At 33.9% G+C, this 10,165-nt stretch carries 8 protein-coding genes, 3 tRNA genes and 3 rRNA genes; all 14 read left to right on the top strand.

Going from position 1 to position 10,165, the window contains the following annotated elements; genetic code table 11:
- A 23S ribosomal RNA gene (locus C4R78_RS09210) occupies window positions 1-217 on the top strand; the annotation flags it as partial.
- A gap of 18 nt (window positions 218-235) precedes the next feature.
- A 5S ribosomal RNA gene (rrf, locus tag C4R78_RS09205) occupies window positions 236-352 on the top strand.
- Window positions 353-357: 5 nt separating this feature from the next.
- A tRNA-Ile gene (locus C4R78_RS09200) sits at window positions 358-434 on the top strand.
- A 3-nt stretch (window positions 435-437) separates the two neighbouring features.
- Window positions 438-513 (top strand) — tRNA-Ala (locus C4R78_RS09195).
- Between the two features lie 86 nt (window positions 514-599).
- Window positions 600-1,160: a uracil-DNA glycosylase gene (locus C4R78_RS09190; RefSeq protein ID WP_103896746.1), complete on the top strand. Its 561-nt coding sequence runs from the start codon at window positions 600-602 to the stop codon at window positions 1,158-1,160.
- A 42-nt stretch (window positions 1,161-1,202) separates the two neighbouring features.
- Complete coding sequence (locus C4R78_RS09185; RefSeq protein WP_103896745.1) at window positions 1,203-1,427, top strand: DUF3892 domain-containing protein; 225 nt, start codon at window positions 1,203-1,205, stop codon at window positions 1,425-1,427.
- Between the two features lie 54 nt (window positions 1,428-1,481).
- Window positions 1,482-2,060 carry a uracil-DNA glycosylase gene (locus C4R78_RS09180; RefSeq protein ID WP_103896744.1) on the top strand — a complete coding sequence of 193 codons (579 nt, stop codon included), beginning with the start codon at window positions 1,482-1,484 and terminating at the stop codon, window positions 2,058-2,060.
- Window positions 2,061-3,425 carry a UDP-N-acetylmuramoyl-L-alanine--D-glutamate ligase gene (gene murD / locus C4R78_RS09175; protein ID WP_103896743.1) on the top strand — a complete coding sequence of 455 codons (1,365 nt, stop codon included), beginning with the start codon at window positions 2,061-2,063 and terminating at the stop codon, window positions 3,423-3,425.
- Between the two features lie 4 nt (window positions 3,426-3,429).
- Complete coding sequence (locus tag C4R78_RS09170; RefSeq protein ID WP_103896742.1) at window positions 3,430-4,107, top strand: Crp/Fnr family transcriptional regulator; 678 nt, start codon at window positions 3,430-3,432, stop codon at window positions 4,105-4,107.
- 51 nt (window positions 4,108-4,158) lie between these two features.
- A tRNA-Lys gene (locus tag C4R78_RS09165) sits at window positions 4,159-4,234 on the top strand.
- A gap of 325 nt (window positions 4,235-4,559) precedes the next feature.
- The gene (locus C4R78_RS09160; RefSeq protein ID WP_103896741.1) at window positions 4,560-6,509 is read left to right on the top strand and encodes a sigma-54 interaction domain-containing protein; all 1,950 of its coding nucleotides are present in this window, start codon (window positions 4,560-4,562) and stop codon (window positions 6,507-6,509) included.
- A 162-nt stretch (window positions 6,510-6,671) separates the two neighbouring features.
- Window positions 6,672-8,219 carry a putative basic amino acid antiporter YfcC gene (gene yfcC / locus C4R78_RS09155; protein ID WP_103896740.1) on the top strand — a complete coding sequence of 516 codons (1,548 nt, stop codon included), beginning with the start codon at window positions 6,672-6,674 and terminating at the stop codon, window positions 8,217-8,219.
- 49 nt (window positions 8,220-8,268) lie between these two features.
- Window positions 8,269-9,426, top strand: a complete 1,158-nt coding sequence (iadA, locus tag C4R78_RS09150) for a beta-aspartyl-peptidase (RefSeq protein WP_103896739.1) — start codon at window positions 8,269-8,271, stop codon at window positions 9,424-9,426.
- A 558-nt stretch (window positions 9,427-9,984) separates the two neighbouring features.
- A 16S ribosomal RNA gene (locus C4R78_RS09145) occupies window positions 9,985-10,165 on the top strand; the annotation flags it as partial.

Raw genomic sequence — 10,165 nt, 5'->3', positions numbered from 1 at the left:
CTCTGGTGCACCAGTTGTCTTGCCAAGGGCACAGCTGGGTAGCCATGTTCGGACGGGATAAGCGCTGAAGGCATCTAAGCGCGAAGCCCACCCCGAGATGAGATTTCCCACGCGAGAGCGGTAAGACCCCTGGAAGACTACCAGGTAGATAGGCCAGAGGTGTAAGCGTCGTAAGGCGTTTAGCTGACTGGTACTAATAGGTCGAGGACTTGATCTACTTGTGCAGTTGTGTATATCCGGTGGTGATGGAGGTAGGGAAACACCCGTTCCCATTCCGAACACGAAGGTTAAGCCTACCTTCGCCGATGGTACTAGGCTGGAGACGGCCTGGGAGAGTAGGTGACTGCCGGGTAAGAAGGGCCTTTAGCTCAGTTGGCTAGAGCAACCGGCTCATAACCGGTCGGTCCGGGGTTCGAGTCCCTGAAGGCCCACCATGTGGGGGTGTAGCTCAGTTGGGAGAGCACCTGCCTTGCAAGCAGGGGGTCAGGAGTTCGAATCTCCTCATCTCCACCATTGATATTTTTGAGAAAATGCTTGTCACTTAAGTTAATCTTAGGTGGCAGGCATTTTTATTTAATTTTTTGTCTGTGGTGATATTTATGCAAGAAAAGCTTTATGAACTTAGCAAAATAGTTTTAAACTGTAAAAAGTGTAGATTACATTTAAAAAGAAAAAATGTAGTTTTTGGGGAAGGTAATCCTTTTACCAAGGTAATGTTTATAGGCGAAGGTCCAGGAGAGGAAGAAGATAAAACAGGAAGGCCTTTTGTTGGGAAGGCAGGTCAACTGCTTACAAAAATGATAGAAGCTATAGGTTTAAAAAGAGAAGAGGTTTACATAGCCAACATAGTAAAATGTAGACCTCCAAATAACAGAGTTCCGTTTGATGATGAAGCTTATGCATGTCTTCCTTATTTAAGAAAACAAGTAGCTCTAATACGTCCTAAGATTATAGTATGTCTTGGAGCTACAGCTTCCAAATATATTATAGATAAAGATATAAAAATAACCAAAGATAGGGGTATATGGATAAAAAAGGGAGATTTTTTAATTATGCCTACATATCATCCATCAGCTCTTCTAAGAGACCCATTAAAGAAAAAAGATGCATGGGAAGATTTTAAAAAAATTAGAGATGAACTTAAGAAATTATATGAATAAAATGTTTACTCCTTGGGATAATATTCTCAAGGAGGGATAAGTATGTATAGGATTACAGGGGTTAAGCATGATAAAAAGGGCGAAATAATCGCATATAGACTTGATAACGGACAAATAATTTCAAAAGAGGAAGGAATAAGACTTGCAAGTGAAGGTCAAATTGAAGGAGTTAGAGTTGGAACATCTAAAAAAGGTGAAAAATATTTAAGAAGTTTACCAGATGGCAAAGATGAAAATAATCTTGATAATCTTCCTGAAATTCAATAGGTGGCATTGCCACCTATTTTATTTTAATATAAAATTTGTTTTGGAGGAGAGAATATGAATTTTGAAGTTTTAAAAGAAGAATATAAAAGGATTTTGAAGGAAAATTTAGGTATAGAAAAGAATATAGTTTTTGGTGAAGGATCGAAAAATGCTAAAATAATGCTAATAGGTGAAGCACCAGGGAGATTTGAAGAAGAACTAGGAAAACCTTTTGTTGGTCAGGCAGGGAAGAATTTGGATGAGTTTTTAAATATTTTAAATCTAAAAAGGGAAGATATTTATATTACTAATGTAGTAAAGTTTAGACCTACAAGATTAAATAAGAAAACAGGAAGGTTTTCTAATAGAGCTCCTAATAAAAAAGAAATTGAAATTTCAAAAGATTTTCTTTTTAAGGAAATTGAGTATATAAATCCTAGTATTATAGTAACTTTGGGTAATGTTCCTTTAAAAGCTCTTGTATCTGAAAAGGCAACGATAGGAGAATATCATGGTAAATTATTAAAACACCAGGGAAAATACATATTTCCTTTATACCATCCAGCTAGCATAATTTACAATAGAAGTTTATATGATATATATTTAGATGATTTAAAAAATCTAAAAAAAATATTAGAAAGCGAGGGTTATTAATTGAAAAGTTTTAGCCAGTTTAAAGAATTTATAAAAGGAAAAAAAGTTGCTGTTGTTGGGATTGGAATTAGCAATAGGCCATTGATAAAAAAGCTTGTAGAATATGGTGCAAAGGTTACAGCTTTTGATAAGAAAGAAAATATAGAAAATAAAGAAGAACTTGAAGCCTTAGGTGTAAATTTTATCTTAGGTAGTGATTATTTAGAAAAATTAGAGGACTTTGAAGTTATATTTAGAACTCCATCTCTTCTTCCTACAAATAAATATCTTATAAAAGCAAAGGAAAAGGGAGCATATATAACATCAGAGATAAGGGAATTTGTAAAGTATTGTAAAGGAAAAATTTTTGGAGTTACTGGAAGTGATGGGAAAACTACTACAACAACTCTTATATATGAAATGCTAAAAAAACAGGGATATAACGTTTATATTGGAGGCAACATAGGTATACCCATTTTTGATAAAATTGAAGAGATAAAAGAAGAGGATTATGTGGTTTTAGAGCTTTCAAGTTTTCAACTTATGGACTTTGATGTTTCACCTATGGTTTCGGTTATAACCAATTTAAGTCCAAATCATTTAGATTATCATAAAGATATGGAGGAATATGTAAGGGCAAAGGAAAATATATTTTTGCATCAAAACAAAGACGGAATAACAATTCTTAATAAAGATAACAATATTACCTTTAACATGAAAGATAAAGTAAAGGGTATTTTAAGGTTTTTTAGCATGAAGGAGGAGGCATTTAGTTATTATAAAGATGGAAAATTATATGTAAATAACCAGTTAGTTTGCAAAAAAGATGAAGTTAAGATTTTAGGAATGCATAATGTAGAAAATTTATTAGCGGCATTTTCTGCTGTTTACGGTTTTGTTTCTGTTGAAAATATGAGATATGTTGCTTTAAATTTTTCTGGTGTTGAACATAGAATAGAATTTGTAAAAGAGATAAATGGCATAAGATTTTATAATGATTCAATAGCATCAAGTCCTACAAGAACCATAGCTGGGTTAAAGTGTTTTGATAAAAAGGTTATTTTAATAGCAGGAGGATACGATAAAAATATACCTTTTGAACCTTTAGCACAAGAAGGAATAGATAGAATAAAGACATTAGTTTTATTAGGAATGACAAAAGAAAAAATCAAAAGGGCTTTTTTAGAGGTTTGCTCCAAAACAGGAAAGGAAATTGAAATAATTGAAGCAGTTGACCTTGAGGATGCTGTAAAAAAGGCATATAAAAGGGCAGAAACAGGGGATATAGTAATTTTATCTCCAGCATGTGCAAGTTTTGATATGTTTAAAAACTTTGAAGAGAGGGGTAGAAAATTTAAAGAAATAGTTTTAAACTTAAGGGGGTAATTAGATGAGACATGCCTTTTTAAGAAGGATTTCTATTTTTTCTAATCTTGATGAGGATTATTTAGAAAAGATTGCTTGTTTGGTTTGTCAAAGAAATTATAAAAAGGGAAGTTTAATATTTTTTGAGGGAGATACAGCTGAAGCGGTATACTTTGTTAAAAAGGGAAGAGTAAAGATATATAAAGTAGGTCATGATGGAAAAGAACATATAATTAGCATATTATCAGAGGGAGAAATTTTTGCAGAATCATGTTTATTTGGGCTTAATAGATATCCGGCAAGCGCTCAAGCCTATGAAGATACGGATGTTTTGTTTATAAAAAGAGAAGATTTTGAAGAGCTTTTAGAGGAAAATCCTAAGATTGCCATAGAAATTATTAAAGCAATGGGAAAAAGACTTCAAATGGTTTCAAAAAAGATAGAAAATTTAGCTTTAAGGGATGCCTATGGGAAGGTTGCTATGCTTTTGTTAGATATTTTATTGAAGGAACATATAAACGTTTATAATGGGATTGAGATCGATACACAGTTATCCCGTCAAGATATGGCTAATATGGTTGGGGTTACAAGAGAAACCTTTATAAGGGCTTTATCAAAATTAAAGGAATGTGGAGCTATAGACTTTGAAAGAGATAAGATAAAAATAATAGACATAAAAAAATTAAAAGAATTTATTGATTAATTTTTGTTGACAAAATCAATGAAATATGCTATTATACAAAATGTGTTTTGTGAGCCACTAGCTCAGTTGGCAGAGCACAAGACTTTTAATCTTGGTGTCCGGGGTTCGATTCCCCGGTGGCTCACCAAAAGCCCTAGAGGTTATCCTCTAGGGCTTTTTTACTGGCTTTATATCAATATTTGGGGCGGGCAAATTATTTAGATGCCCGCCCTTGCTAATTTTCAGGGTATTTTTGTGAGATTAAGATTATGTTAAGAAAAATGTTGGCGAGCAGTTTAACGAAATTATCTGCAATCTTTTAAAAAGTGAGCCTACTTTAATTCATCGTTGTAGATAAGCATAATATTAAGTTCTTTTTTAGATTCCTCGTTTAAATATTCATATTTAGCAATTATTTTTGCTGATTTAAACTTAGGATATAATGAAATTAAATAATATTGGGGGGAATTGGGATGAAAAAGGTTGCATTAATTGCTGGAACTGAGCATACAAGAAAAACTTTACATGGGCAGCTTATGGGGTATATTGGTGATTTTGCACAAATTGAATCTTATGCCATAGATGAAGGAATAAATAAAAAAATAAAGGCTGATCTTATAGTTATTTCAACAAACCTTATATATGAAGATGCTAAAAATTACATAGATGGGGAATGCAAAATAATAATAGCTAAAAGAATTTTAAACTATACAGTTATTGAAAGACTATTATTTATTCCAAAGGGAGAAAAGGTTTTACTAGTTAACGACTGTCCCGAAACCACCTTTGAATGTATAGATTGGTTAAAAAAATTAGGATTAAACCATGTTGAGTATATCCCTTTTTTTCCAGGGTGTATGTTAAGTGAAAGGGTTAATTATGCTATAACTCCCGGAGAGGTTGAAATAGTTCCAAAGGAAGTAAAAAATATCATAGACATAGGACCTAGGCTAATAGATATAGTTACTATTGCAGAAATACTCAAAGAACTAAACCTTTATGATAATAAATGGGAAAAGATAACATTAATGTATTTTGATAAAATTATAAACTTGGCTAAAAATATTGCACAGATTTCTATGGAAAGAACAAAGGCCTTTGAGCACATAAAAATGGTGCTTGATGGCATGAAGGAAGGAATACTTGCATTTGATGGGAAGGGTAAAATATTATTTATAAATGAAAATTTAAAATTTTTGCTAGGTAAAAGTGGCAAGATACTTGGAGGTAACGTCAAGGAAATATTTTCAAATTATAAATTGGTGGATTATCTAATAGGAAAAGAAAGCGACTCATCCGACATATTTGAAATTAAGGGAGAAAAAGTGATAGTAACAAAATTTTGGCTAGAAAATGAAAATACGTTTATAGCTACCTTTAAGAGCACGAAGGACATTGAAGAATTGGAAAAGCAAAGAAAAAGAGAGCTATATAAGAAGGGATATTATGCCAAATATACTTTTGATGATATTATTGGAGAAAGTGAAGCTTTAAAGTTTACAAAAGAAGTAGCAAGGAAAATATCAAAAACAGATTTAACTGTCCTTATTGAAGGAGAAAGTGGAACAGGAAAGGAACTATTTGCCTCAGCAATTCATAATGAATCGGAAAGAAGGAATAATCCCTTTGTTGCCATAAATTTTTCCTCTCTACCGGAAAGCCTTGCTGAAAGTGAACTTTTTGGCTATGAAGAGGGTGCCTTTACAGGGGCCTTGAAGGGCGGAAAAAAGGGGCTTTTTGAACAGGCTAATGGGGGGACTATATTTTTAGATGAAATAGGAGATGCTTCTTTAAAGCTTCAGACAAAACTGTTAAGGGTTTTGCAGGAAAAGGAAATAATGAGAATAGGTGGGGATAAGATAATCCCTATAGATGTAAGAATTATAGCTGCAACTAATAAAAACTTAAGAGAACTTGTTGAAAGGGGCGAGTTTAGGGAGGATCTTTATTATAGATTAAAGGTTATGTATATAAAGCTCCCACCTCTAAGGCAAAGAAGGGAGGATATAAAAGAGCTTTTAAACCATTTTATAGCTAATAAAGGATTAACACTAAAGATTAAAGATGATGTCTTAAATTGGTTAACTAGTTATAATTGGCCGGGGAATGTTAGAGAGCTTAAAAATATTGTTGAATATATGGTGGCTGTTTGTGATGGTAAAGAAATTTGTGAGAAGGACTTACCTTTAGATATGATTTTTACCGGTAATAATTTAAGGAAGGATTTAAAAATAATATTGAATATAATAGAGGAACTAAACAATAAAGGTGAAAATGCCAGCAGGAGAAAAATAAAGAAAATATGCGATGATAGGGGAATTAATTTTACTGAACAGATGATAAGAAGTAGATTAAAGGAATTGGAAGAAATGGGTTATTTAAAAATAAGAAAGGGTAGAGGAGGAACTTTGCTTATAAGGTAATACAAATCAATATATCCCATAATAACCCAAATTAAACCCCATATAATTTCTTTTTAATGGATTAAACATTAAAAGTAGCGTTAATTTGGATTTTTTCTAATTATAAAGTTTGGCATGAAATTTGCTATTAATATTGGGTAAAAGAAAAAATAGGGGGGTATTATGTTTAACACAAACACACCGATTCAAAACGAAGTTAAGACAGTTGAGAACAAGACGGTTAAGGTTCCACATACCTATGTTATTATTTTCTTCGTTGTTTTGTTTGCTTGGTTTTTAACTATTTTGCTTCCTGTTGGTAAGTTTGAAAAAACGGAAGTAAAATACATGGTTAATGGCAAGGAAAAAACAAAAACAGTTGTTAAAGCAGGATCCTTCCAATATGAAAAGAACGAGCAGGGAGAAGTTGTAAAAAAACCTGCAAGATTATGGGGAACTGAGGATTTTGGTGGTTACGGAGTGCTTAACTATGTTTTTGAAGGAATGGTAAGAGGAGATAAGTGGGGAGCTGCGGTAGGAATTATTGCCTTTATACTTGTAATTGGAGGTGCCTTTGGAATAATTTTAAGGACTGGAGCAGTTGATGCGGGTATAATGAAAATGATAAGTATAACCAAAGGTAAAGAGGTTCTTATCTTGCCTGTTTTGTTTGTCCTCTTCTCTTTGGGTGGTGCAGTATTTGGAATGGGAGAAGAAACTATACCCTTTGCTATGATTATTATTCCTCTAGTTGTTGCAATGGGATATGATGCTATAGTTGGTGTTCTCATAACCTATGTTGCAAGCCAAATAGGATTTGCAACTTCTTGGATGAATCCATTTAGCCTTGCAGTTGCACAAGGGATTTCTGGTATTCCTGTTTTTTCAGGTGCACCCTTTAGAATATTTATGTGGGTAGTATTTACAGCTGCAGGCCTATTCTATACGTTAAGATATGCAAGAGAGGTTAAGAAAAATCCTGAGGCTTCAATTGCACCTGATGCAACTGATTATTTTAAAAAGAATATGAGAACGGATGTTAAAGATGTGGAATTTAATATTGGTCACAAGCTTGTTCTTTTAACAGTTTTATTGGGAATTATCTGGGTTGTATGGGGAGTTACTAAGAAGGGATACTATATTCCAGAAATTGCATCACAATTCTTTGCAATGGGATTAGTTGCTGGCATTATAGGCGTAATATTTAAACTAAACAATATGACAGTTAATGATATTGCAGATTCCTTTCAAAGAGGAGCAGCAGATCTTGTCGGCGCAGCTTTGGTTGTTGGTATGGCTCAGGGAATATTAATAATACTTGGAGGAACAGACCCAGGAACTCCTACTGTTTTAAATACCATATTGAATGGACTTTCAAGTGTTGTTGGAAAATTTGGAGGAGCCTTTGCAGCTTGGTTTATGTATCTTTTCCAATCGATATTTAATTTCTTTGTAGTTTCAGGTTCAGGCCAGGCATCTATTACAATGCCTATTATGGCGCCACTTTCAGACCTTGTTGGGGTAACAAGACAGGTTGCTGTTTTAGCTTTCCAGCTTGGAGATGGCTTGACAAACATTATAGTCCCAACATCAGCTTGTCTTATGGGAGTTTTAGGAGTTGCAAGAGTAGATTGGGGAAGATGGGCAAAATGGCAAATAAAGATGCAGCTATTCTTATTTGCATTGGGCTCTATATTCGTCCTTGTGGCACATTTTATAGGATTTAATTAATTTAAGGGGCCTATGACCCTTAATTTTTACATCAAAAGAGGTGAGCATCTTGTTAAAACTTATAAAAGGAATTGAAGTTTATTCGCCTAAAAGTTTAGGAATAAAGGATGTTCTAATAGTGGGAGATAAGATAGGGAAAATAGATGATGAGGTTGATATTTTGGGAGTTGAAGTTGAAATTATAGATGGAAAAGGTAAAAGGCTTCTACCAGGTTTTATAGATAGCCATGTTCATATAACAGGTGGTGGAGGGGAAGGAGGTTTTAAAACAAGGACCCCTGAAATAGTTTTATCGGATATTATAAAGGGTGGGATTACAACTATTGTAGGAACTTTAGGGACAGATGGGATAACAAGAAGCCTTGAAAACCTTTATGCAAAGGCAAAGGCTTTAGAGGAAGAAGGAATAACAACATTTATTTATACCGGTTCGTATAGGGTGCCGCCTGTAACTTTTACAGGTAGCATAATGAAGGATTTAATTCTTATAGATAAAGTCATTGGTGTTGGAGAAATTGCACTGTCTGATCATAGATCTTCACAGCCAACAATTGAAGAAATAAAAAGATTAGCTGCCGACGCAAGGGTTTCGGGGATATTATCTGGAAAGGCTGGTGTTGTTAATATCCACATGGGTGATGGTGAAAAAGGTCTTGATATGCTTATGGAAATAGTAGACACCACTGAAATCCCTATAACTCAGTTTTATCCTACCCATGTAAATAGGAATCCTTATCTTTTTAGACAAGGAATTGAATTTGCAAAGATGGGTGGATTTATAGATTTTACAACAAGCTCTGATCCAGTATTTTATGAAGAAGGCGAAATAAAAGCAAGTAAGGCTCTAAAAAAATGCATAGAAGATGATTTGGAGGATAATGTAACATTAACTTCCGATGGTCAGGGGAGCTTGCCTAAATTCAATGAAAAGAGAGAGCTTGTGGGGCTACAAGTTGGAAGAGTAACAACTTTATTTAAAGAGGTTAGGGATGCAGTCTTTGATGGGGTGCCTTTAGAAAAGGCTATAAAGGCAATTACGGCAAACCCTGCAAAGATTTTAAAGCTTAGCAGTAAAGGATATATAAAGGAAGGTTATGATGCAGATATGGTTCTAATTGATGAAGAATATAATATTGATACTGTAATTGCAAAGGGTAGAATAATGATGAAGGACAAGACAATTTTAACCTATGGAACTTTTGAATAAAGCCTGCAGAGGATCATTCCTTTGCAGGCTTTTTACTAGAAATATAATATACACTATCATCAGTAATTGTTTTGTGAATTTGGTTTATTTTTTCTTTGCTTTAAGAGTGGGCTATGATTATTTTTTCCTCTATAATTTATAATCTCATGCCAGAGGCTAAAAAGGTATTCAGGATGAATTTTTTAGATAAAATAATAGATACTAGAAAACTTTATACAAAATACTTATGTTAGGATATCTTTATTATATTCCTGAAATTACGGTATGCATTAAAAAAGAAAAATGCCAATATTTCGTCAACATTACCGAGTGTATCTATATATGAAAATAGAAGATATAAATAGAAATAACGAGAAAAATAAATGTAAATTGGATTTATGTCAGATTTTATTTATGTTCGATATAATATTGCATGCTAATATATACACTGTCGTTGCGAGGCGACGAAAAAAAGGTATTGACAAAGTAAGAGTAGCATGATAATATAAGTAATGCTGTTTGACCTTTGAAAACTGAACAGTGGCGAAGCGACCAGCATATAAATAGGAGTTAGGATTTAAACATAAGAGTTTGATCCTGGCTCAGGACGAACGCTGGCGGCGTGCCTAACACATGCAAGTCGAGCGGAGAGGCGAGGGGGTTTACTCCGAGCCTCTTAGCGGCGGACGGGTGAGTAACACGTGGGTAACCTACCCCAAGGAGGGGGATAACAGGTCGAAAGGCCTGCTAATACCGCATA

The sequence above is a fragment of the Caloramator fervidus genome (assembly GCF_900108045.1).
GTDB lineage: Bacteria > Bacillota > Clostridia > Clostridiales > Caloramatoraceae > Caloramator > Caloramator fervidus.
This window is presented reverse-complemented; position numbering and strand designations above follow the sequence as displayed.